Here is a 21,821-nt window from a genome sequence, read left to right on the forward strand (position 1 = left end):
CTACGCCAGGACCTCGCCGACCCGGTCGAACAGCGGCTTGGTCTCGGCGTGGCGTACCCCTTCCACCAGCAGGAACCGGGCCGCGCGGAGCACGCCGGCGACGGCGCCCGCGCGGACGTCCTCGGGCAGGGTCTCGATGTCGGTGACCCGGGCGAAGCCGATCACCCGGCGCGCGGCCTTCGCGGCGGCGAAGGCCGCCGCGTCCGCGTGCACCTTGGCCAGGTAGGGCTCGAGGTCGATCACCCGCGGGTCGGCCCGTCCCGGCCACAGCGCGGCGAACTCGCCGGCGAACCCCTCCCACGTCGCCCCCGCCTGCGCCAGCACCCAGGCTGCCTGCGCGTCGTCGCCCAGCGCGAGCGCCCGGGCGGCGGCCAGCACGTAATTGCCCCAGAGCGCGCCGAGGTCGAAGCCCACCGGGCCGTAGAAGGCGAACTCCACGTCGAAGGCCCTGGTGGCCGGCGGCTCGTCGCGCACCAGCACCGACCCCGTGTGCAGGTCGCCGTGGACGAGCGCCTCGGCGTGCGTCATGAAGGCGAGCTTGGCCGCGCCGATGGCCGCCCGCACCTCCGGGTCGCCCGCGTAGGCGGCCACGTCGGCCGCGTTGGCGGGCGCGATCCGGTTGTGCTCGTGGGTGATGTACGGCTCGGTGAAGACCAGGTCCTCGGTGATCTCGCACAGTTCGGGGTTGGCCGAGGCGATCAGGGCCTCCTTGTACGCCTTGGCGCCCAGCCCGAACACCGACGTGCCGAACGCCACCTTGGCCACGTAGCGGCCCAGGTCGCCGGCCGCTCCCTCGTGGCGCAGGCCCTCGTTGAGCGCGCCCCGCCACACCCGGTGGTCCGACAGGTCCTCGATCGCGATGACGTGCCGGGCGGGGTCGGCGTCGTAGATCTCCGGCACGAGGCCGGGCGCGACCCGGTTGTGCACGCGCAGCGCCCGGCTCTCGATGTCATTGCGCTCGGGCGTGATGGGCCAGGTCGGGTCGACCCGCACGTACGGCAGGGCCTGCTTGAGGACCAGGCCGCCGCCGGTGGCCTCGATCACGAAGACCAGGTTGAGGTTGCCGTCGCCCACCTCCCGCACCCGCGTGACCTCGCCGAACCTGGCGAGCTCCGGCCGTCCCGCGACGTAGCCGGGCACCGTCTCCACCGTGAGCACCTCGTAGCTCAACGGATCCTCCTGAGCGTGTAACTGGTCACCAGCGCGCCGGCCAGCAGCGCGCCCTGGACGAAGGTCTGGGCGTAGTAGGGGGCGTTCAGCATGGTCAGGCCGTTGATCACGACGCCGATGAAGAGCGCGCCGACCACGGTGCCGAGCGCGTTGGGGCGGTTGGCGCCCAGGACCGCGAACCCGATGAGCGCCGCGGCCACCGCCTGCAGCAGGTACGGGTCGCCGGCGCCCACGTCTCCCCTGCCCAGCCGGGCCGACAGCAGGATCCCGGCGACCGCCGCGCACACCCCCGACACCGCGTAGGCCAGGGCGCGATAGCGGGCCACGCGGATCCCGGCCAGCCTGGCGGCCTCGGCGTTGCCGCCGATCGCGTACAGTGCCCGGCCCCACCTGGTGTGGTTGAGCAGCACGTACACCAGGGCCGCCAGCAGGGCGAACACCACCACGGGGACCGGCACCGACGCGATCGTGCCGCCGCCCAGCCACGCGAACCCCTCGGTGTACCGGCCGGGCGCGGGCGCGCCGTCCACCGTCATGCCGGGCGCGACGGACTCGCCGCCCGTGACGATCAGCGCCAGCCCCTGGAACAGGAAGAGCGTGCCCAACGTGGCCACCAGGTCGGGCACCTTGGCCACGACGGTCAGCAGGACGTTGACGACGGCGACGAGGAGGCCGGTGAGCAGGCCCGCGACGATGGCCGTGCCGCCGGTGAGGTTGTACTTGACCATCGTGAGCGCGGTCACCATGACGACCGCGCCCACGCAGGCGCCGGCCGACAGGTCGAAGCCTCCCGTGGTCATGGACACGGTGACGCCGAGCGCGACGATGCCGACCACCGCGACGGACTGAAGGACGACCAGGGCGTTCTGGTAGGTCGGGAACGCCGGTCTGACCAGCGAGAACAGGATCAGCATGGCGACGAGCACGGCCAGCAGCCCGTACCGGTAGGCGAAGGCGGCCGCGCCGGCGCCGCGGCGACGGGCCGGACGGGCGGCGCGCTCGCTCTCAACGGCGGCGGTCATGATCCCTCCCTCCGGGGTGCGCCGGCCATGAGGGCCACCAGGCGTTCGGGCGTCGCCTCGGCGATCGGCAGCTCGCCGGCGAGGCTGCCCTCGTGCAGGACCAGGACGCGGTCGGCCAGCTCGATCAGCTCCTGCGGGTCCGAGGAGGCGACGACCACGCCCATGCCGCGGGCGTGCCGCCGGACGACGCGGCCGATATCGGCCCTGGCGCCCACGTCCACGCCGCGGAAGGGCTCGTCGAGAACCAACAGCCGCGTCGCGTCCTGGAGCCGGCGCCCGACGACGACCTTCTGCTGGTTGCCGCCGGACAGCACCTCGATCGGGGCCTCCTGGCCCGGGCCGCGCACGCCGAACAGCTCGGTGACCCTGGCGGTGGCCGCCCGCTCGGAGCGCCGTCTCAGCAGGCCGGCCCGGCTGTGCGCGCGTAGGTGCGGGAGCGTGACGTGCGCACGTACCGGCCAGCCCGGCACGACGGCCTGCGCCACCCGCTCCTCCGGGGCGAACGCCACGCCCGCCGCGATGGCGCCGCGCGGGTCCCTGGGCCGGTACGGGCGGCCGTCGAGCAGCAGCTCGCCGGAGACCAGCGGGCGGGCGCCGCCGAGCTGTTCGAGCAGCTCCGTCTTGCCCGCCCCAACCAGGCCCGTCACGCCCAGCACCTCGCCCGCCCGCACCCGCAGCGCGAACTCGCCCCCGTGCGGCGTGGCCCGCACGCCGCGCCCCACCAGCACATCGGGCCCGTCGGCCCCGCCACTCACGGAAGACGGGCGCGGGGCGGAGCGGCCGAGCATGGCGGTCACGATCGCGGCCCGATCCAGCGGGGCGGCGAACGTACGGACGACCTCGCCGTCTCTGAGGACCACCACGCGGTCGCACAGCGCCTCGATCTCCGCCAGCCGGTGCGACACGTAGAGCACTGCCACCCCCGAGCGGGCCACCTCCCGCACCCGGGCGACCAGCGCGTCCGCCTCCGCCACCGACAGCGTGGAGGTGGGCTCGTCGAGGATGAGCAGGCGGGCCCGGCGCGACAGCGCGCGGGCGATGACGATCTGCTGCCTGGCACTGGCGGGCAGGCTCTCCACCGGGGCGTCCAGGGGCAGCCCGAGCTCGGGCGCGACGGCCGCGGCGGCGGCGCGGACCCGGGCCCGCGTCTCGAACCACCCCGCGGCCCGCCACCCGGCCGGGCCGGCCAGGGAGTCGAGGGTGAGGTTCTGCGCGACGGTGGCGCCGGAGACGATGCCGTCGTCGATGTTCTGGTGGACGGTCTGCACGCCGGCCGCCTGGGCCTCCAGCGGGCCGCCGAACGACAGGGGGCGCCCCTCGTACGACAGCGTGCCGGACGTCGGCGGGACCGCACCCGAGAGGATCTTGATGAGCGTGGACTTGCCCGCACCGTTGGTGCCGATCAGGCCCACGACCTCGCCCGGCCGCGCCTCCATGGTGACGGAGGACAGCGCGGTCGTGCCCCCGTACACCTTGGAGACGGACGTGACCGCGAAGGTCACGACGCCGCCCAGGGCACGCGGGCCACGTCCGGCGTCACGAGCTCGGGGAAGGCCCGCGTGAGCTGCTCGATGTTGGCGATGCCCGCGTCGCGCAGGCCCTTCTGGCTGATCAGCGCCGGGGGCACGGTGAGCTCGGGGCCCACCTTCTCGCCCGCGACCAGGAGCGCGGCGGCGCGTACGGCCACGCGGCCCACGTTCGAGGGGTCGGTGGCCGAGGTGGCGACCCAGGGGCTGCCCGGCTCGGTGATGACGCCGATGTCGGCCGTGGACACGTCCGCGCCGTAGATCTTCACCTTGTCGCCCAGGCCGAGCTCCTTGACCGCGAGCGCCGCGCCCTTGGCGAACTCGTCGTACGGCGCGAAGACCGCCTTCACGCCCGGGTGTGTCTGGAGTGCCGCCTTGGCCTGATCGGCCACGGCGGAGGCGGTCGAACTGTTGACCACGCCGATCTGGGCGACCTGCTTGATGCCGGGGTTGTCCTTCTTGAACCGCGTCCAGACCTCGTTGCGCCGGTCGAGCGGCGCGAACCCGGCGACGTAGACGTACAGGACCTCGCCCGCGCCCGCGGTGTCCGCCTTGAGCGCTCCGAGCGACTGCTCGGCGATCCGCTGGTCGTCCTGGGTGAGCGCGACCGCCTCGGGCGTACCGGGGTCCACGTCGAACGCCACGAGCGGGATCTTCGCCTCGACCGCCTTCTTGATCGCGGGCTGCACGGTCTGGGCGAAGCCGTGGTCGACGATGATCGCGTCCGGCTTGTTCGCGACGGCCTGTTCCAGGTTGAGCGCCTGCTTGTCGTTGTTGCCGTCGCCGCTGGAGACCTGCAGGTCGACGTTGAGCGCCTTGGCCTCGGCCTGGGCTCCGGCCAGCCACTGCTGGAAGTAGTCGCCGGAGGAGAGCTGGCGCACCAGGGAGATCTTCACCCCGCCCGCGGCGAACTTGGCGGGCACGGAGGCAGTCGGGGCCGGGCCGGAGGTCGTGGGAGCGGGGGCGGCGGGGGTGGTGGCGGGCGTTCCCTGGGAGCAGCCGCCCAGGGCGAGCAGGAGCGCGAGGCCCGCAAGTCGTGCACGGTTCACACAGGGACTATATCCCAACTATTCATGTCTGTATTGTAGGCTTATGTCATGACGTACCTGACCGTGTACAGCGACGGCGAACAGCCTGAGACCCTGCTGGAGACCGAGGACGCCGCGCGGATCGCGGCCACGCTCAAGGAGATCGACGTCGTCCTGCGCCACTGGCAGGTCGCCGCGGACCTGCCTGCCGGCGCGGGGCAGGAGGAGGTCCTGGCGGCGTACCGGGCGGAAGTGGACCGCGTCACCGCGGAGGAGGGGTACACGTTCGTCGACGTCGCCCAACTCCACCCGGACGGGACACCTGACTTCGCCGAGCGGGCGGCGGCGGCCCGGCAGAAGTTCCTGTCGGAGCACACGCATGACGACGACGAAGTGCGCTACTTCGTCTCCGGGTCCGGGATCTTCTACCTGCACGTGGACGGCAAGGTGCACGCGGTTCTGTGCGAGGCGGGCGACCTGCTGAGCGTGCCGAAGAACACGACACACTGGTTCGACATGGGGACCGAGCCTGCCTTCACGGCGATCCGGTTCTTCCACGACGACGACGGGTGGGTCGGCGACTTCACCGGCGATCCGATCGCTCAGCGGATCCCGGACTTCGACACGATCGCCGCCGCCCGCCGCTCCCGAACGACGGCGGCCTCAGACTGACCTCCGCCCGCGCCAGGCATGGCCGCGTGGAGGCGCCTCATCCCGCACCGGCCGCCCTGGCGCGCGGCCCTGGTACGCCCCTGCTCGAACCGATCACCACTTTCCTTGCGGCGCGACGCGCACCGGCTGCAAGGCCGTGACCAGCACCCCCGCACAACCGGGAATCGCGTTGGCGCTGCTGATCCCGGTCACCCTTGTCGATGGGCTGCGCCACGCATCAGACCTGTCGCCCGACGTGGGATCGGCGGTCTTTCCGGTTCGCGGCCGCACTCCATCGCACCGCAGCGATGACGGGAGCACGGCACTTCGAGCGTGTTCCGCTGATCAGGACCGGCATCGGCGCGCCGGTTCGGAATGGGTACGCCGAGCGCGTCGCCGCTGGACAAGATCGCGTCCGCGATGGTGCCCGGCAGATGCTCGCGGCGGCGTCGCAGGCCGAGGTCGCCGCCGGTGGCCCTCCCCATACAGCGTGCTGACCCTGCATGGCGAACTTGACGTTCCTTCCTCGGGTCTGATCCCGCCTGCCATCGACACGTTGGCCGCGGCAGCACGGCCGCCGACGAGTTGGTCATGTGCGGCCCGACCCCGTTGATCGGATCAGGGAACCGATATGAGAGCAGTGCTCTTGAATTTCGAAGCTCAATGAGAGAGCATTGCTCTCGCAAGGAAGCACCAGTATCAAATGAAGGAGACACCATGGGCAGGCACGTCATCGCTGGAGCCGGACAGGTCGGCAAGCACCTCGCCGCGCACCTTCTCGCCCAGGGCCACGAGGTCACCGTGATCACCAGGTCCGGCAACGGCCCCGCCGGCGTCGAGGTCATCGCGGCTGACCTCACCGACCGTGACCGGCTCACCCAACTCGTCAAGGGCGCCGACGCCCTGCACAACTGCGCCGGCCCCGCCTACACCCGCTGGGCCCAGGACTGGCCCTCACTGGCCGCCGCGTTACTGGCCGCCGCCCAGGACACCGGCGCGGTACTCGTCACCGCCGGCAACCTCTACGCCTACGGACCCGTCACCGGGCCGATGACCGAGGACCTCCCCCTCGCCGCCACCGGTACCAAAGGCCGCGTCCGCGCCCGGATGTGGACCGACGCATTGGCCGCGCACCAGGCCGGCCGCGCCCGCGTCACCGAGATCCGCAGCTCCGACTACTTCGGGCCCGGCGCCAGCGACCAGACCCCCGTCGGCACGCGTTTTGTGCCTTCGCTGCTCGCCGGTAAGCGCACGTCCTTCCTCGGCGACCCCGACCAGCCCCATTCCTGGACCTACCTGCCCGACGTCGCCGCCGCCATGGCCATCGCCGCCACCGACGAACGCGCCTGGGGCCACGCCTGGCACACCCCCACCAACCCCGCGCTGTCGGCCCGCGCACTGGCCGAACAGCTGTGCGCACTCGCTGCGGCGCCCGCGCCACGCCTGAACCGCCCCCCGGGCCCGATCCTGCTCGCCCTCGAACTGACCAACCCCGTCATCCGCGAACTGAAAGAAACCCGCTACCAGTTCGACCGCCCCTTCATCGTCGACTCCTCAGCCTTCGAGAACACCTTCGGCCTGACCGCCACCCCGCTCCACGCCGCGCTCCAGGCCACGATCAGCGCCACATGAACCACCCGACGATCGACCGACCAAACGTCCGCGTGGCAGTTGAAGGGGCACGCCGTTGTAACGGTGGCGTCCTGAGCCGGCCCGACCAGCTCGCCCAGATCACCCGCGAACGCGACGACCTGGCCCGCCGCCTGACCGATCTCCAGGCGGACACGCAAGTCTGACGAGCACCCGTGGGCCGGCGACCGGCTAGAGGGAGCAGAGAGGGCCGGAGTCCTCAGCGGGGGCTGCCGGGGCGGCGAAGAGGGCGACCAGATGGCGCACCGAGAGCCAGGCATCGAAGGCGAACGGCATGGATGTACGGATCGGCCGTTCCTGTGGCAAGAGCGCCATGTGACAGGGATCGATGCGCGCTTCAGCGGAAAGAAGGGCCCGGCTCGTTCAGCGGCCCGGGCGCCGTGGTGTCCGCTGGATGCTCGTCCGGCAGGGGACTGTGCAGCTCGGCCCTGAATGCCGTTGCCGCATCACCTGTGATGGATACCAGGAGTCTGCCGTCGGACTGGGTTTCAACATGAACGCGAACATCGCCGGGCCGTCCCATCGCTGCTCCCTGTCTCCCGGTGAAGGTGAGTCGTCCGCCGGCTGCCGGGACGATGCCGTGTCGCACCAGATACGCGCCGAGCGGGCCGTGCCCATTGCCGGTTACCGGGTCCTCGGTGATGCCGATCGCGGGTGCGAACATCCGCGACCAAGTGAGCAGACCGGCGTCACCGGTGGCACGGGAGAAAACGAAGAAGCCGTTGCTGCCCACTTCATGGCTGAGCTCCGTCAACGCGGTGGGATCCGGCTTCAAGCCGTCCACCGCGGCGCGGTCACGCAGTTCCACCAGCACTTTGGAGTGCCCGGTCGAAACGACCTGGACCGGACCGTTGTCGGCGAGGTCCCCAGCGCCGGCACCCAGGCCCCGCAGCAACCTGTCCACCTGGTGGCGGCTCAGCTCGGGGCCGAAGCCGGCCACACCCTGGTGCATCCCGATCCGCACCCTGTCGCGGTCCCGGTGGATTTCCACCCGCTGGAGCAACCCGGTGCCCGTCTTCTGCACCAAGGAGCACGACGGCAAGTCATACTCAACGGCTCGGGCAAAGTGTGCTCCCACAGTGGCGTGCCCACAAGTCGGAACCTCTGTCGTCGGGGTGAAGAAGCGGACTCGCACATCATGGTCAGAACCATCCGGGGGCAACACGAAGGCCGTCTCGGAGTTGTTGAGCTCGCGCGCGACCGCAAGCATCTCGGCGTCCGTCATGCCCTGTGCCGTCAGCACCACACCAGCCGCATTGCCGGTGAACGGAGTGAGAGTGAAGGCATCGACCTGGTAGAGAATCCTCATGGCCGCCCGCCCTTTCGATCGGGAGTCATCATGGTGTTCGCCAGGAGACAGCGTCTGCCGCCACGCGAAAGCCATGGTGCAACCCGCCGACTTGGAGCACGGTCCGCGCTGGGCGATGTTCGCCGAACACCTCGGCGAAGACGGCGTCGACCGCGTCCCAGTCGGAGATGTCTGTCAGGTAGAGGTTGACCTTGGCGACGGACTCGATTTTGCCTCCGAAGGATTCGACGATCGACAAGACGTTCGACAATGCCTGTCGCGCCTGCCGCGGAACGGGGGAATCGGAACTGATGCCGCTGCCCACCGGAAGCTGCGCGGACACCCAGATGGTGCCGTTCGGCGTGACCGTGGCCAGTGCGTAGTGGCCGAAGGGTGCGGCGGAGTCGAGAAGGGTCATACGGTCTTCCGGTCCCATTCGTCGTGGATCGTCATCTGCCGGCCGGCTTGCGATCGCCCGCAATGTCCTCTGCCAGCTGAACCAGGGTTCGCACCGCGGAACCGGTACCGCCTTCGGGGGTGTAGCCGTAGGGGGCGCCCTCGTGGAAGGCCGGTCCGGCGATGTCCAGGTGAGCCCAGTCGGTGTCGTCCGGCACGAACTCCTTGAGGAACAGGCCGGCCACCAGGCCGCCTCCCATCCGCTCGCCGACGTTGGCGATGTCGGCCACCCGGGAGTCCAAGCTCCTGCGCAGCTGGGCAGGCAGTGGCAGCGGCCAAGCCTGCTCGCCGGCCCGCCTGGCGGCGTCGAGGATTCGGTCGCGGAAGTCGTCGTTGTTGGACATCACGCCGAAGATGCGATTGCCCAGTGCCATCCTCATGGCCGCGGTCAGGGTGGCCACGTCCACGATGGCGTCAGGCTTCTCCTCGCCCGCGCGCACCAGGGCGTCGGCGAGCACCACCCGTCCCTCTGCGTCGGTGTTGAGCACCTCGACGGTCTTGCCGCCGTACATCCGCAGCACGTCGCCGGGGCGGGTGGCGGACCCGGACGGCATGTTCTCGGCCAGCGCCAGCCAGCCGGTGACGTTGATTCGCAGGCCTAGCCGGGATATGGCCGCCACGGCTGCCAACACGGCGGCGGCGCCGGACATGTCGCGTTTCATGATCTCGTTGAAGCCGACCGGCTTCAACGAGATGCCGCCCGAGTCGTAGGTGATGCCCTTGCCCACGAAGGCCAGGTTGGTCTTCGCCTCCGGGTGGTTGTAGGCGATCTTCACCAGCCGTGGCGGGTTGGTTGACCCCTGACCGACACCGAGGATGCCGCCGAACGAACCTTCCATGAGCGTCTTGTCGTCGAGGACCTCGACCTCGAGCCGGTACTCCTTACCGACTGCCCGCACGGTGGTGGCGAAGCTCTCCGGGGTCAGGTCGTTCGCCGGCATGTTGACGAGGTCCCGGCAACGGTTCAGCTCCCGGCCGATCACCGTGGCGCGCTGTGCCGCGAGCTTGGTGCTCGCGTGGCCCCGGTGATCGGTGAGGATTGTCAGCTCACCGACAGGGGCCTTGGCGTTGCCGGGTGTGCGGTACGCGGTGAAGGTGTATGCGCCGAGCAGACCGCCCAGGGCCACCGCCTCCGCGGCTTCGGCGGTCTCGGCAGGAAGGGCCAGGGCGGCTTTCCCGGCGCCGGCCAGGCTCCGGGTGGCCGCACCTGCGGCCTCGCGCAGTTTCTCGGCATCGTACGCGCCGCTGTTGACGGCGTCGCCAAGGCCGACCGCGAGGACCACGCCGGCCTCGACGCCGTCGGGGGACGGCAGCTTGACCACCTCGCCCTCAGCACCGGTCACGCCGAGCCTGCCAAGGATCTCGGCCAACGCACCGTCGAACGCCTTGGCCACTGTCTCCGCGCCGGGTGCCGGCACCGGCCCCTGCGGGCCTTTGGCGACACCGATCACAAGGGCGTCCGCTCGCAGCGACACCGCCGGGGAGATGCTCACTGTCACTGTCGTCACTGAAGGACATCCTCTTCTTTCGCAGTCCGCGAGGTTTCGACGGCCGGTTCCCGTCGACGCGTCATACCGACACCGATGAGTACGACGACCATTCCGGCGGCGACCCGGACGCTGAAACCCTCGTCCAGCACAATGGCCCCCAGCACCACCGAGACCACCGGCAGCAGGTAACCGACTGTCGCGGCATTGGTCGCGCCTTCATCCGCGATGATCCGGAACGTGAGGTGGAAGGTGATTCCGGTGGCGAAGATCCCCAGGATGACGACGGCGATCAAGCCCCGCTGGTCGGCCTGGACCGGCGCCAGGCTATCGGCCGGCAAGGTCAGCGACGTCAGCGCCGCCGCTGCGAAAAGCTGAGCTGTGGAGAGGGAGATCGTAGCGGCACCCTTCCCGACGAGGTTTCGTCCCATGTAGATGAAGCCGATGGCATAGCTGGCCGCTGCGGCGACGATGGCGAAGACCCCCCAGCCGACAGGGCCGGCATGCTGCCATGGAGCGAAGATCACCACGACTCCCGCGAATCCGAGAAGCAGCCCGCCCAGGCGGACTGGGCGGACTCCGCGTTCGGTGCCGATGACGATCCCGATCAGCAGTGACCACAGCGGAGTCGTCGCGTTCAGCACGCCGGCGACCCCGGAGTCGACGCTCTGCTCACCGATGCTGAAGAGGAAGAAGGGCAAAGCGTTGCAGAAGAAGGCTGCGACGAAAAGGTGTCCCCAAATCTTGCGCCCACGGGGGAGACGCTGACGCGCCCCAAGACACAACGCCATCAAGGTGAGCGCCCCGAGTACGCAGCGAGCGAAGGTGAGCTGGGCAGGAGACAGCGCGGTCAGGGCCAGTTTGATCCAGAGGAATGTCGATCCCCACAGCAGGGCGAGCACGCCCAGACGGGCCCATGCCCAGGTTCTGCCGGCGATGCCGTTCACGCTTGTTCTCCTCGTTTCGAGTCGTCTTGTGGACGCATGCCGCCGCTGATCGTGCCGTCACCTGCTCAGTCTCGGTAAGGTGGAGAGATGAAGCAAATAAATCAAGTTCATCCATCCATGAGGTAGATGCATGAGCGTTACCCTGCGCCAGCTGGAGGTGTTCACGGCCGTGATCGACCACAGTGGCTTCGGCGCGGCAGCCGACCACCTCCGGATGAGCCAGTCAGCCGTCTCCCACACACTCGCCGCGTTCGAACGCGCCACCGGAGCCCCGCTTGTGCGCCGTTCCCCCACCATCACCGCAACCGTGCTCGGCGAGATCCTCCTCCCGCACGCCCGCAGCGTGCTCGCGGCGGCACGCGCCCTGGAAGCCGCCATCGAGACCCACAACGAAGAGGACGCCACCGGCCTCGTTCGGGTGGCAGCGTCGCCGACCGTCTCCCACCGGCTCATTCCGGAACTGTTCGCCCTGTGGCGTACGGAGATCCCCGGGGTCGACGTCCGGCTCTTCGAAGGCGGCGACGCCGAGATCGAGGAATGGCTGGCGACCGGGGCCGTCGACGCCGCCGTGCTCATCGACCCCGACCCGTTCCCAGCGGGCGGTCTGCTGCTGGCCGGCGACGACTTTCAGGCCGTGCTCCGACGGGATCACCCCCTGGCGGCCAGTGGGCACATCGAACTCGAGGACCTTCTGGCGGATCCGCTCCTGGTCACCTCCAGCGGCTGCGAGCCCCAGATCAAGCAACTACACGCCATGGCCGGCGCCCGCTACGCCCCCGCGCAGAGGGTCCACGAGGTCAGCACCCTCCTCGCCATGGTCGAGGTACACCTCGGCGTCGCGATCATGCCTTCGCTCGCCGCCACCATGCTCTCCGACACCCTCATCATGGTCGGGCTCGAACCGAGACTCGGCCGTCGGCTCGTGCTCACTGGCCCCACGGACCGGCCTTGGCATCCCCACGTCACACGGATGCGAGACATCGCACAGAAGTCCACGGGGAGTCGGCCCAGCGGGAGCCGGATCCCCGGGCCGGGCTGAGGAGCCGAGTTCCTGGTGATCTCAATCGAGCGAGGAAGGAAGGCCTCACACAGCGAAGTGGCAAGCCACGAGATGGCCTGAGCGGCGCTCCTCCTGCGCGGGCGACTCGGTCTCGCACCGCCGCCTGTCCGGGGACGGCAGGCCCGCGTATACGGGGCAACGGCCGCGAAACGGGCATCCCTGGTGGCGTTCGAAGGGGCTCGGCGGGTCGCCCGGCAGGAGCAGCTGCTCGCGGGCACGCTCGACGGCCAAGTCCCCTCGCGGACCGGCCTCCGGTACTTGGTGGATCGGACCGGATTTTGGCGCTACGACCGACCGCTGTCGGCCTCTGGTCAGGCAGCTGCTATCGGACGCGATAGCCGCTCTGCGCTGCCGCCCGCCCAGTCTGTGTGTTCCAAGAAAGGCTGCGTCACCTCGAACGGGTAGCAGAGCCTCTTCAATACGAGTTCTGAGGGCTGAGACCTGCAATGGCCAGCTGGAACAGCCGGTTCGCGCGGGTGGCGGGGTCGGGGTGGTGCTCTGTTGCGAGGACGATGCCGACGATCAGTGCGATCAGGTCGGCGACGGTGATGCCTTCCGCCACCGCGCCGTCCTGCACGGCGCGGCGCAGCAGGGGGTTTCCCGCCTCTTCCAGCATCGCCGAGCAGGTGTTCTCGTGTACGGAGTCGAGCTCGGCCTCGTCGTAAGCCAGTGCCGGCGCCAGTCCCCGGGCCGCGACGCAGTAGGCGACGACGTCGCCGAGCCATTCCAGGAGCGCATCGCGGCTGTTGCCCTTGCCTGCCAGTTCGCGGGCGCGGGCGCTCAGGGCCTCGATCCGTTGGTGGGAGACCGCCTCCAACAGTACCCGGCGGGTCGGGAAGTGGCGCCGTACGGTCGCCGAGCCGACCCCCGCGATGCGGGAGATCTGTTCCAGGGAGGCGCTGGCGCCGTGCGCGGCGACCTCCTCCTCAGCCACGGCGAGGATGCGCGCGTAGTTGCGCCGGGCGTCCGCGCGTTGGCGGTCGGGCATGGCGTCGTCTCCAAGGTTTGCTAACTGGCGGGCCCCGCCGTTTCGTACCGCAAAGAAAACGGCGGGCCTCGCCGTTTATGGGTCCGAAGGGGGAACCATGTCCACCGATTCCGCGCCTGTCCTGGTCACCGGCGCCACCGGCAAGCAGGGCGGGGCCACCGCCCGTGTCCTGCGCGCGGCCGGCATTCCTGTCCGCGCCCTCGTGCGCGATCCGGCCACCGCCCGGGCCAAGGCCGTCGAGGCGCTCGGAGCCGAACTCGTCACCGGCGATCTTCACGACCGCGATTCGGTGGTCCGGGCCGCCGAGGGCGTGCGCGCCGTCTTCTCCGTGCAGATAGCCGCCCTGACCACAGAAGGCTTCGATTTCGACGGAGAGGTGGCCCAGGCCGTCAACCTCATCGAGGGTGCGAAGAGCGCGGGAGTGCCGCAGCTCGTGCACACCTCCACCAGCGGTGCCGGCCAGCACACCGAGACCCCCGGCTGGATCTCAGGCCGCTGGGGTTCGCTGGACGGTAGCCTGGGAGCCAAGGGCATGATCCAGGACCGGGTACGCGCGGCCGGCTTCCCCCACTGGACGATCCTCAAGCCGGCCTTCTTCATGGAGAACTTCCTGCCCTCCATGGCGTTCCTGTTCCCGCGCGGCATCGGGGGCGGCCTGGTGAGCGTCGTCAAGCCCGAGACGCGGCTGTCCCTCGTCGCGGTAGACGACATCGGCACCGCGGCCGCCGCGGCCATCGCCGCACCCGAGCGGTTCGACGAGCTGGAGCTGGAGCTGGCGAGCGACTATCTGTCCATGACGGCGATAGCCGAGGTCCTCTCTCGAGCGTTGGGCACGCACCTGTCCGCGCCGAACATGACCGAGGAGGAGGCGCTCGCCGCCGGAATGCCGGCGATGGGCATTTCGCACGAGTGGATGAACGTGGCCGGTCAGCCGGCACGCCCGCAATACGCCAAGGACCTTGGCCTCCCGCTCACCAGCTTCGAGGAGTGGGCCCGGCAGCACGTTCGGCCCACGCTCCCCTGACGCGCGTCCAGGTCAGACGCCGAGAGTTTCCGGCATGAGGATGAAGCCACGCGCTCAGACGGGGCGTCGGAGCGCACGCCCCAGCCCCTGGCAACCGAGACTGGGGCGTGGATGAAAAGGCACGGGCCGGGTGTTGGAGCATTCCGAACGTGAGTCGGTCGACCGAGAGATGGATGTCATGCCTCTTGAGGGTGAGTACGAACCCAGCCCAACGCAGTGGGTGCGCGAGCAAGTGGAGCTGTACGAGAGCTCCGGCGGCACCAAGGGAACGACCCTGAGGGACACGGGAATGCCCGTCATCTTGCTGACCACCCTGGGTGCCAGGAGCAGCAAGATTCGCAAGACGCCGCTGATGCGTGTGGAGCACGAAGGCCGATACGCCGCGGTCGCCTCGCTGGGCGGCGCTCCCGAGCACCCCGTCTGGTACTTCAACGTCAGGGCCCACCCCCAGGTGGAACTTCAGGACGGCCCTGCCAAGCAGGACATGAAGGCCCGTGAGGTGACCGGCGTGGAGAAGGCCGAGTGGTGGGAGCGTGCGGTGGCGGCGTATCCGCCGTACGCCGACTACCAGAAGAAGACGGAACGAGAGATCCCGGTGTTCGTGCTGGAGCCGCTGGACAGCGACTGACCGCGCGAAAATCTTGCTCCGCGGGACGCAAGGCCCGCGCCCGCCAGGCTCCTGTGCGTCCCGTGGGGCTCCTCCGTCGCGGCGGGATTCTCTCTTGCCTCCCGGCGCGGATGGGTCGGTGACGTCGAGGAAACCAATCGAGGAGGCCGGGCAACGGCTGCCGCAGGATCGGCGCCGGGAGCGCCGGCCGACCGGGGAGTGGGTTCGGGCCCGGCGAGTACGTCCTGGTGGTGCACTACGCCAACGCCGGCAGGAACACCGGTCACGGCTTCGGCCCCACCCCTGCCGGAGGACGTCGCAAGTCGGCCGTCAGGCCATCGGCCGGCCGCAGGACGCTGACACGATTCATGGGACTCTCATCTCATCACCATGTGGCTCCAAGACCCCTCCACGACCCTGGTGCCGTAAGGAGGGGGTGTCATGACCGTGGTACCGGATGTGATCATTGGGCCATCGCCTGTCGCGGGCCTGCGGGAGTCGGTAAAGGCGTTCGTGGCCGATTGGGGCAAGCAGGCGAGGATTCCGGTGGAGGTGTGGGCGCTGCCGGAGGGTACGGTTCCCCACGAAGCGGCCCTCCTCGCCTTCGCGGTGCTGGTCGACGCGTTCTCGGCCGTCGAGCAGGCCACGTACGTCTCGATGGCGCTGACCGCGGGGGTCACGTTGAGGCTGACCGTCTGCGACGACGGGCCGGGGCTCGGCTCGCACGAGGTCATCGACCGGAGCAAGCTGCACGCCCGGGCCACCGCGTTGGGAGGGCGGTACGACATCGCCTCATCGGCCGGCAACGGAACGACCGTCACGCTGGAGCTGCCGCGGGTGCTCGGCACCTTGCCAAGCAGCCGCTCACGGGAGATACGTAGAAGAGATCCGTATGTCCATGGAGGTGACCGTGCCGGTGATCCCCGGACCGCCCGTACGAGGTGACGGCGGGCTGCATGACATCGCTACCGCGGGCGGCCTGCATGCCTACCAACTGCAGCTGCACGCCGCATACGGGCCGGTCGTGCGTTTCGAGCTGCCCGGCACGGACTCAGCGGTCTCCATCGCGGACCCGGCGCTGCTCGAGGCCACCGCCGGGGTCAACAAACGGCCGGAAGCGCTGTTCGAGTTCCTGGCCCCGCTGTGTGAGGCCGGCAACCTGCAGACCCTGCCCGCGGACGAGCACACGCCATGGCGCCGCGCGGTCCTGTCCGTACTGGCCGCTCGCCGCTCCCACGAGGCCCACTTCCCCGGCTTGACCGCGCTCGCCGGCCGGCTGGCGGACCGGTGGGCGAAACAGGCCGGCGAGGGACCGGTCGAGTTGCAGAAGGACCTGAGCGCGCTGTCGCTCCGGATGATCTGCCAGTACGCCCTCGGCAACGGCGTCCACGACCCGGACGAGGTCGTGACGGCCTTCGAGATCGTGCTCACGGAATACCTGGGCCGCCAGTACCAACCGGCCGACCCGGGAACCGAGGAGCAGAGACGGAAGCGTGCCCAGGAGGCCCTGACCTACCTGCGCGCAACCGTGAACGACGTGCTCGCCTCGGCCCGGCAGGACGGCAACGCCCTGGCCGCGGCGTTGGTCGCGGCGGGGATGAGCCCGGCCCGCGTGCGGGACACCGTGTTGATGATCATGCTTGCCGCCCACCACACGACCGGCGTGGCGGTCTCGTGGACCCTCTACCTGCTCTCCCGGCACCCCGCCGAGGCCGAGCGGGTCACGGCGGAGATCGACGAGGTCCTGTCCGATCGTGTCGCACCCGAGTACGCCGACCTCAAACGGCTGACCCGGCTCCAGATGGCGCTCAAGGAATCGATGCGCCTGTATCCGCCGGGTCCGTACGGGGCCCGCGAGACCACCGAGGATCTCGTCCTGGCCGGCTACGAGATCCCCACCGGGACGACCATCTTCTATCCGTTCTGGGCCGTCCACATGAACCCGCGGTACTGGCCCGATCCCGAGACGTTCGATCCTGGCCGTTTCACCCCCGACCAGGTCGCCGACCGACCTCGCTACGCCTACATCCCGTTCGGCCTCGGTCCGCGCAGCTGCGAAGGCGCGATCCTGGCCATGGTGGAGGCCGAACTGGTGCTGGCGATCCTTCTGAGGAGATTCCGCTTCCAGCCGGCCACCGGACACGACGTCGTCCCCGTCGAACGGTTCGTGCTGTGGGCCGCGGACGGGATCCGCATGAATCTGACGCCACGGCCGGCAACCCGGTGACGAACGCCCACGAGCTCCGAACGGTGCGCCCCGACGCCTGCGCGGGGTCACCGCCGCCCGGCACGGCGGATCACCTCGCCGACGATCGGCGGAAGATCACCGGGCCGCTCCAGAGGCGCACGCGGCCGGCGTAGACGATCTGGTTCTCGTCGTGCCGATGCGTGCCGACTCTGGTACCGGCCGGCAAGGAGCGGAGCCCCATCGACGCCGGCGGCGTATGTCGCCTGCCGCGCTCCGAACCGTTCGTCGCCGGTTTCTGACCGCTTGTCGTAAAGATCTTCAATACTGCATACCGTATGTGGTACGCGTGTGAAGTGGCAAGATTCCTCGACCGTTCCCGGATCGTGGCGGCACCCGGCTGGAGCCGGTGGCTGGTGCCGCCCGCCGCACTCTCGGTCCACCTCGCGATCGGGCAGGCGTACGCGTGGAGCGTGTTCAAGCCCCCGCTGGAGTCCTCCCTTCACCTCTCGGGCACGCAGAGCGCGCTGCCGTTCCAGCTGGGCATCGTCATGCTCGGCCTGTCGGCGGCCTTCGGCGGCACGCTGGTGGAGCGCAACGGGCCGCGCTGGGCGATGTTCGTCTCGATGGCCTGCTTCTCCTCCGGCTTCCTGCTGTCCGCGCTCGGCGTGGCCACCCGGCAGTACTGGCTGGTCGTGCTCGGCTACGGCGTCGTGGGCGGGATCGGGCTCGGCATCGGCTACATCTCCCCCGTCTCCACGCTGATCAAGTGGTTCCCCGACCGGCCCGGCATGGCGACGGGGATCGCGATCATGGGGTTCGGCGGCGGCGCGCTCATCGCCTCGCCGTGGTCGGCGCAGATGCTGGAGTCGTTCGGCACGAGCACGGGCGGGATCGCCACCACGTTCCTCGTGCACGGCGTGGTCTACGCGGTCTTCATGACGATGGGCGTGCTGCTGGTGCGCGTCCCGGCGGAGGGCTGGTCGCCGCCGGGGTGGACGCCGCCGGTGGTCGCGTCGAGGCCGCTGATCACCGACGCGGACGTCTCGGCCCGCAACGCGATCCGCACCCCGCAGTTCTACTGCCTGTGGGTCGTGCTGTGCTGCAACGTCACCGCGGGCATCGGGATCCTGGAGAAGGCCGCGCCCATGATCAGGGACTTCTTCGCGGGCACGGCCACGCCGGTCGCGGTGGGGGCGGCGGCGGGGTTCGTCGCGCTGCTGTCGCTGGCGAACATGACCGGCCGCTTCGTCTGGTCCTCCACCTCCGACGTGATCGGCCGCAAGAACATGTACCGCGTCTACCTGGGGGCCGGCGCGCTGCTCTACCTGGTGATCGCGCTGGCGGGCAACTCCTCCAAGCCGCTGTTCATCGTGTGCGCGCTGGGCATCCTGTCCTTCTACGGCGGCGGCTTCGCGACGGTCCCCGCGTACCTGAAGGACCTGTTCGGCACCTACCAGGTCGGCGCGATCCACGGCCGCCTGCTCACGGCCTGGTCCACGGCGGGCGTGCTCGGCCCGCTGATCATCAACGCCATCGCCGACGCGCAGAAGGCGGCGGGGCGGTCGGGGCCGGCGCTCTACACGACCTCCCTCTACATCATGATCGGGCTGCTGGCGGTGGGCCTGCTCGCCAACGAGCTGATCCGGCCGGTGAGCGACCGGTACCACGAGAAGCCGGCCGAGCCGGCCATGGAAGGGCAGGCGACATGACGTCCAGGCGGACCGCCCTGATGGTGCTGGCGTGGGCCTGGGTCGCGCTGCCCTTCGCGTTCGGCGTGTACGAGCTGGTGCTGAAGCTCACGCAGCTGTTCGACTAACCGAGCGAGATCCGGTCCAGGTCGGGCGCGGCCTCCGTGTCGTTGTAGATCTTGACGGTGTTGGCGCCGGCCCGCAGCGTGACGGGCACGGTCGTGGTGTAGGGGGTGTTGTTGCCGGCGCCGCTCACCTTCACCTCGACCGGCGCCTCGCCGTTGACGCTCACGAAGTACGAGCGCGGCCCGTTGACGGTGAAGTCGATGAACAGCGTGTACTGCCGGGCCTCGGGCACCACGACGTCCTCGAACCGCACGAAGGCGTCGGGGGCGCCGCCGAGGTTGCGGACCTTCTGGCCGCCGGAGCACGGCGAGCAGTTGGTGATGCCCGCGCTGCCGAGCCCGTTGCGCGAGTCCTCGGCCTCGCGCATGAACACCCGGTCGGCGGGGCGCGGCCGGACGCGTACCTGCCGGGTGACCGTGCCGGCCCGGCCCAGCACCTCGAACGCGGCCGTCACCGGGATGTCGGCCGGCGTGACGTCCTGGCCGGGCGGCGAGGTGAGGGTCCAGGTGCCTTCGAGGGTCTGCCCGAGCCGCATCGAGGCCGCGGTGACGGGGGCGCCCTCGACGGTCCAGCCCGCGGGCGCGACCGGGGCCAGCCGCACCCGGTCGAGCGCGTCGTCGGCGTCGAGGCGCAGCTTGGCCGACACCTTCATCGTCTGCTGCCCGGGGCCGGCCCACTGCAGGCCGCCGGGCTCGACGGTCATGGTCGTCTTGGGCACGTACGAGGCGGGCGGCAGCGGTGCGACCGCCAGGCGGTCCACTCCCGGGCCCTTGGCCGCGTCGCTGAACAGGGTGATCGTGTTGGCCCCGGCCTTGAGCGGCACCGGCAACGCGGTGGAGAGCGGCACGTCCCGGTTGTCCGCCGGGACCTGGACCTCCACGGGTGCGGCGCCGTTGACGGCGACCTTCAGGGACGTGGGCGTGGCCGTCGTGTGGTCGATCTGCAGGCGGTAGTCGCCGGCCGCCGCCACCGTGACGTCCCGGTACGTGATCGCGTTGCGCGCCCCGCCGCCGAGCCCGGTGACCTGCGCGTGGCCCGAGCACGCCTGGCACAGGTCGGGACGGGCGGCGCCCGAACGGTGCTGACGCTCGGCCTCCAGCGGCACCGGGTCGCCGAAGGAGAGCGGATATTCGTTCGCGACCCTGATCTCGTCGATCTGCAGCTCACGGAAGAAGCGCGGCGCCTGCGGGCCGGCCCAGGTGTTCAGCACCTCGAGCTTGAGGTAGCGGGCGCGCAGCTCGCCCAGGTCGACGACCTGCGTGCCGCGGGCGCTGCGCATCGCGCCGGCGCGGACCGGGCGGCCCCAGTGCCGGCCGTCGTCGCTCGCGTAGACGCGGTAGTCCTTGATCCGCGCGGAGTCCTCGGGGCGGCCGAACGTCTCCCGCGCGTACGTCGGCGACCATTCGCGCTGGCTGACCGCCAGGTACGCGGCCTTGCGCACGCGGCCGAGGTCGAGCGTCACCGAGACGGGCAGGGTCGCGCCGCTGTCCCAGTAGACCTCGTGGCTGCCGTCCACGAGCGCCGCGGCGGGGTGGCCGTCGCGGGAGGCGGAGGCGGTGGCCTTGAGCCCGTCGTAGAAGCCCGGGCGGCCGGCCGTCTCGACCTTGAACACCGTGTCGTAGTCGTCCCATCGCGTGACGCCGAGGATCGTCAGGTAGCCGCCGGACTCGCTGAAGCGCATCCGCTCGCCCGTGCGCAGGTCGCTCACCCGGGTCACCCGGTGGCCGTTGTCGCGCAGCCGTACCTGGTCGGTGCTGGGCCTGGTCACGACGTGCACGTACTGGATCTTGGCGCCGGGCTCCACGGTGACGACGCCGTGGGCGCCGTCGTTCCAGAAGCCGGGCTGCAGGCCGCCGTACATGTAGCCGCCGCCCTCCGTGCCCCGCAGGGACGCCTGGATCGGCGGGACCCACGTGGACATGAAGGCGTTGAACTCCTCCTGCTGGGGCGGGAACCTGCCGTTGACCATCGGGGTCTCGGCCATCAGCGACTTCATCGACGAGCCGGCGTTGGTGACGTAGCGGCCGGTGCTGAGGCGGAAGTCGACCGGGTGGCTGCCGCCGTCGTACCACCAGTCGCCGGTGGTGGGCAGCTTGTAGTCGGCCTCGACCAGGCGCGGCATCGGGGTCCAGGCGGCCTGCGGGTAGTCGTAGGCCGGGGTCATGCCGGTCTTCTGCTCGTTGCTGACCGTGTCCATGATCGGGGTGTCCTCGTTGTTGTTGCTCAGCAACCAGGACGGGCGCTTCTCCCGGATCTGCTCGTAGAGCCGGTTCTGCTCCCAGTACTCGTTGTCGTTGTCGATCCAGAACCCCGCCAAGTCCTGATATTTGGCCAGTACCTCGAAGAAGAGGTCATAGCTGTACATGCCGAAGCCGGCGCGGGTGGTCAGGTCGACCTGCCGCCCCTTGTACGCCGAGTAGGCGGCCGAGTCGAGCGTCTCGACGCCCTGCTCGTTGTGCCACTGCGGGTCGTCGGTCATGTAGAGGATGACCCGCACATTTTTGGCTTTCCCGGCGCTCACCAACTCGCCGAGGAAGTCCCGCTTGGTGCTGCACGAGCCGGGGATCTGCGACGGCCACGGCCGCGCGTACCCGAGCCTGCTGTGGAAGGTCGCCAGCACGATGTACGAAGCACCCAGCTTGCGAGCCTCGTCCACCCAGTAGTCCGGGCTCCAGCCGCCACCCGTGACGTCGCTCTCCCAGGCCGCGCAGTCGAGGTGGCGCGGCGCGGTGAACATGCCCCAGTGCAGGAACAGCCCGGCAGTCGAGTCGCGTAACCACTCCTGCCTCGGATGCTGAACCTCCGCGCCGGCGGGCGCCGCGCACAGGCTCGCGATCACGGCGAGAACGAGTGCGGCGAGGAGGGTACGGCGATGCGGTCGAAGTCCCATAGATCGCTTCCCTTCAGACATCCGA

The 21,821-nt window shown here is 70.1% G+C and carries 21 protein-coding genes; 10 read left to right on the plus strand and 11 right to left on the minus strand.

From position 1 onward, the window contains the following. The 4 genes from mtnK to ACWDRB_RS50965 are packed head-to-tail and all read right to left on the minus strand — an operon-like array spanning window position 1 to window position 4,767. Complete coding sequence (gene mtnK, locus ACWDRB_RS50950; RefSeq protein WP_449907379.1) at window positions 1–1,170, minus strand: S-methyl-5-thioribose kinase; 1,170 nt, start codon at window positions 1,168–1,170, stop codon at window positions 1–3. Beyond that, a complete protein-coding gene (locus ACWDRB_RS50955; protein ID WP_449907382.1) occupies window positions 1,167–2,192 on the minus strand; it encodes an ABC transporter permease in 1,026 nt (341 codons plus the stop codon). Before ACWDRB_RS50955 ends, mtnK begins: the two co-directional genes overlap by 4 nt. Further along, window positions 2,189–3,694 carry a sugar ABC transporter ATP-binding protein gene (locus ACWDRB_RS50960; RefSeq protein ID WP_449907385.1) on the minus strand — a complete coding sequence of 502 codons (1,506 nt, stop codon included), beginning with the start codon at window positions 3,692–3,694 and terminating at the stop codon, window positions 2,189–2,191. Before ACWDRB_RS50960 ends, ACWDRB_RS50955 begins: the two co-directional genes overlap by 4 nt. Further along, on the minus strand, window positions 3,691–4,767 hold the full coding sequence (locus tag ACWDRB_RS50965; RefSeq protein ID WP_449907387.1) for a substrate-binding domain-containing protein: 1,077 nt from the start codon (window positions 4,765–4,767) through the stop codon (window positions 3,691–3,693). The genes ACWDRB_RS50960 and ACWDRB_RS50965 overlap by 4 nt, the downstream gene beginning before the upstream one ends. 48 nt (window positions 4,768–4,815) lie before the next feature. On the opposite strand from ACWDRB_RS50965, the gene ACWDRB_RS50970 reads away from it, so the two are divergent. The 3 genes from ACWDRB_RS50970 (at window position 4,816) to ACWDRB_RS50980 (ending at window position 7,193) form a co-directional block, all read left to right on the plus strand. Further along, window positions 4,816–5,418, plus strand: a complete 603-nt coding sequence (locus ACWDRB_RS50970; RefSeq protein WP_449907390.1) for a 1,2-dihydroxy-3-keto-5-methylthiopentene dioxygenase — start codon at window positions 4,816–4,818, stop codon at window positions 5,416–5,418. A 696-nt stretch (window positions 5,419–6,114) separates the two neighbouring features. Then, window positions 6,115–7,029, plus strand: a complete 915-nt coding sequence (locus ACWDRB_RS50975; RefSeq protein WP_449907393.1) for an NAD-dependent epimerase/dehydratase family protein — start codon at window positions 6,115–6,117, stop codon at window positions 7,027–7,029. After that, on the plus strand, window positions 7,026–7,193 hold the full coding sequence (locus ACWDRB_RS50980) for a hypothetical protein (protein ID WP_449907396.1): 168 nt from the start codon (window positions 7,026–7,028) through the stop codon (window positions 7,191–7,193). Before ACWDRB_RS50975 ends, ACWDRB_RS50980 begins: the two co-directional genes overlap by 4 nt. 191 nt (window positions 7,194–7,384) lie before the next feature. On the opposite strand, the gene ACWDRB_RS50985 is transcribed toward ACWDRB_RS50980, so the two are convergent. From ACWDRB_RS50985 to ACWDRB_RS51000, 4 genes are read right to left on the minus strand one after another with little or no spacing between them, the layout of a single operon-like run. Further along, window positions 7,385–8,356, minus strand: coding sequence for a PhzF family phenazine biosynthesis isomerase (locus ACWDRB_RS50985; protein WP_449907399.1), 972 nt, complete (start codon window positions 8,354–8,356; stop codon window positions 7,385–7,387). Between the two features lie 28 nt (window positions 8,357–8,384). Next, window positions 8,385–8,753, minus strand: coding sequence for a RidA family protein (locus ACWDRB_RS50990; RefSeq protein ID WP_449907402.1), 369 nt, complete (start codon window positions 8,751–8,753; stop codon window positions 8,385–8,387). 31 nt (window positions 8,754–8,784) lie between these two features. Next, the gene (locus ACWDRB_RS50995) at window positions 8,785–10,299 is read right to left on the minus strand and encodes a leucyl aminopeptidase (protein ID WP_449907405.1); all 1,515 of its coding nucleotides are present in this window, start codon (window positions 10,297–10,299) and stop codon (window positions 8,785–8,787) included. Further along, on the minus strand, window positions 10,296–11,225 hold the full coding sequence (locus ACWDRB_RS51000) for a DMT family transporter (protein ID WP_449907408.1): 930 nt from the start codon (window positions 11,223–11,225) through the stop codon (window positions 10,296–10,298). Before ACWDRB_RS51000 ends, ACWDRB_RS50995 begins: the two co-directional genes overlap by 4 nt. 130 nt (window positions 11,226–11,355) lie before the next feature. Here ACWDRB_RS51000 and ACWDRB_RS51005 point away from each other — a divergent pair, with 130 nt between their 5' ends. Beyond that, the gene (locus ACWDRB_RS51005; protein ID WP_449907411.1) at window positions 11,356–12,264 is read left to right on the plus strand and encodes a LysR family transcriptional regulator; all 909 of its coding nucleotides are present in this window, start codon (window positions 11,356–11,358) and stop codon (window positions 12,262–12,264) included. Between the two features lie 436 nt (window positions 12,265–12,700). On the opposite strand, the gene ACWDRB_RS51010 is transcribed toward ACWDRB_RS51005, so the two are convergent. Next, window positions 12,701–13,273, minus strand: coding sequence for a TetR/AcrR family transcriptional regulator (locus ACWDRB_RS51010; RefSeq protein WP_449907414.1), 573 nt, complete (start codon window positions 13,271–13,273; stop codon window positions 12,701–12,703). A 97-nt stretch (window positions 13,274–13,370) separates the two neighbouring features. Between ACWDRB_RS51010 and ACWDRB_RS51015 the strand changes: the two genes are divergently transcribed. The 4 genes from ACWDRB_RS51015 to ACWDRB_RS51030 all read left to right on the plus strand — a co-directional run bounded on the left by ACWDRB_RS51015 (window position 13,371) and on the right by ACWDRB_RS51030 (window position 17,131). Then, window positions 13,371–14,297, plus strand: a complete 927-nt coding sequence (locus ACWDRB_RS51015) for an SDR family oxidoreductase (RefSeq protein ID WP_449907417.1) — start codon at window positions 13,371–13,373, stop codon at window positions 14,295–14,297. 178 nt (window positions 14,298–14,475) lie between these two features. Continuing rightward, on the plus strand, window positions 14,476–14,925 hold the full coding sequence (locus ACWDRB_RS51020) for a nitroreductase family deazaflavin-dependent oxidoreductase (protein WP_449907420.1): 450 nt from the start codon (window positions 14,476–14,478) through the stop codon (window positions 14,923–14,925). 420 nt (window positions 14,926–15,345) lie between these two features. Next, entirely contained in the window at window positions 15,346–15,849 is a 504-nt protein-coding gene (locus ACWDRB_RS51025; protein WP_449907423.1) for a hypothetical protein, read from the plus strand. Continuing rightward, window positions 15,797–17,131: a cytochrome P450 gene (locus tag ACWDRB_RS51030; protein WP_449907426.1), complete on the plus strand. Its 1,335-nt coding sequence runs from the start codon at window positions 15,797–15,799 to the stop codon at window positions 17,129–17,131. Before ACWDRB_RS51025 ends, ACWDRB_RS51030 begins: the two co-directional genes overlap by 53 nt. A 70-nt stretch (window positions 17,132–17,201) precedes the next feature. Here ACWDRB_RS51030 and ACWDRB_RS51035 read toward each other — a convergent pair whose 3' ends face one another. After that, entirely contained in the window at window positions 17,202–17,414 is a 213-nt protein-coding gene (locus ACWDRB_RS51035; RefSeq protein ID WP_449907430.1) for a hypothetical protein, read from the minus strand. Between the two features lie 31 nt (window positions 17,415–17,445). Here ACWDRB_RS51035 and ACWDRB_RS51040 point away from each other — a divergent pair, with 31 nt between their 5' ends. Both ACWDRB_RS51040 and ACWDRB_RS51045 read left to right on the plus strand, forming a co-directional pair. After that, a complete protein-coding gene (locus tag ACWDRB_RS51040; protein ID WP_397367946.1) occupies window positions 17,446–18,801 on the plus strand; it encodes an L-lactate MFS transporter in 1,356 nt (451 codons plus the stop codon). Continuing rightward, complete coding sequence (locus ACWDRB_RS51045; RefSeq protein WP_417629245.1) at window positions 18,798–18,908, plus strand: MFS transporter small subunit; 111 nt, start codon at window positions 18,798–18,800, stop codon at window positions 18,906–18,908. The genes ACWDRB_RS51040 and ACWDRB_RS51045 overlap by 4 nt, the downstream gene beginning before the upstream one ends. Here the strand turns inward: ACWDRB_RS51045 and ACWDRB_RS51050 are convergent. Continuing rightward, entirely contained in the window at window positions 18,905–21,796 is a 2,892-nt protein-coding gene (locus ACWDRB_RS51050; RefSeq protein ID WP_449907435.1) for a CBM35 domain-containing protein, read from the minus strand. The genes ACWDRB_RS51045 and ACWDRB_RS51050 overlap by 4 nt on opposite strands. Window positions 21,797–21,821: the final 25 nt, after the last annotated feature.

This window comes from Nonomuraea sp. NPDC003707 (assembly GCF_053587055.1).